General features: G+C 50.5%; 1 protein-coding gene. It reads left to right on the top strand.

Features of this window, described 5'->3' with window-relative positions; all coding sequences use genetic code 11:
• Positions 1-82 precede the first annotated feature (82 nt).
• Positions 83-576: ACT domain-containing protein (locus ACFQEU_RS17665; RefSeq protein WP_379784269.1), on the top strand; the 494-nt coding region annotated here is incomplete at its 3' end.

Consider the following 576-nt stretch of genomic DNA (forward strand, 5'->3'; position numbering starts at 1 on the left):
TAATTACGGCCCGTTATTCACACTCAAACACCGGAACAACCTCTGTAACCGGAACAACCTTTCTAAATAGGTACTGTCTGTCATGGCATCGCTCGTGTTGACCAGCTTTAAAAACAACCAAACCCTTGCCCAGGTGCTTAGCCAGCTGGATCAGCTGCCTTTGTCTTGGCATGACCTATCAGTGCAACCTAGCGCTGATGGCTTTGTGTTGACCGCGCAGTGCGAGGCGCCTGTGGATGCAGGCGCTATGCAGGAGTCTATTGCTGAGTTGCTCCCCGATGTGCTGGTGCAGGTTAGCGATAGCGCTTATTTAGCTTGTGATTACGTGATGACGCTAATGGCGCAAGATTTAAAGCCTCGGCATCTAAATGCCGTGCTGGCGAAATTAGAGCCGATGGGTTTGCAACTGCAAACATTGAGAAGCTTATCTAAAGGCAGTAATCGACCTCGCAAAGCCTGGCAGCTGCGCTTGAGTGGCAATACCGATTTAAAGCACGCGCGGGTTAGTTTGTTGGAATTGGCCGATAACTTGGGCGTCGATATTTGTTTGCAACCGCGAGCCGACTTTGCCAAGCA

The organism is Halorubrum tibetense, from assembly GCF_042661865.1.
Lineage (GTDB): Archaea > Halobacteriota > Halobacteria > Halobacteriales > Haloferacaceae > Halorubrum > Halorubrum tibetense.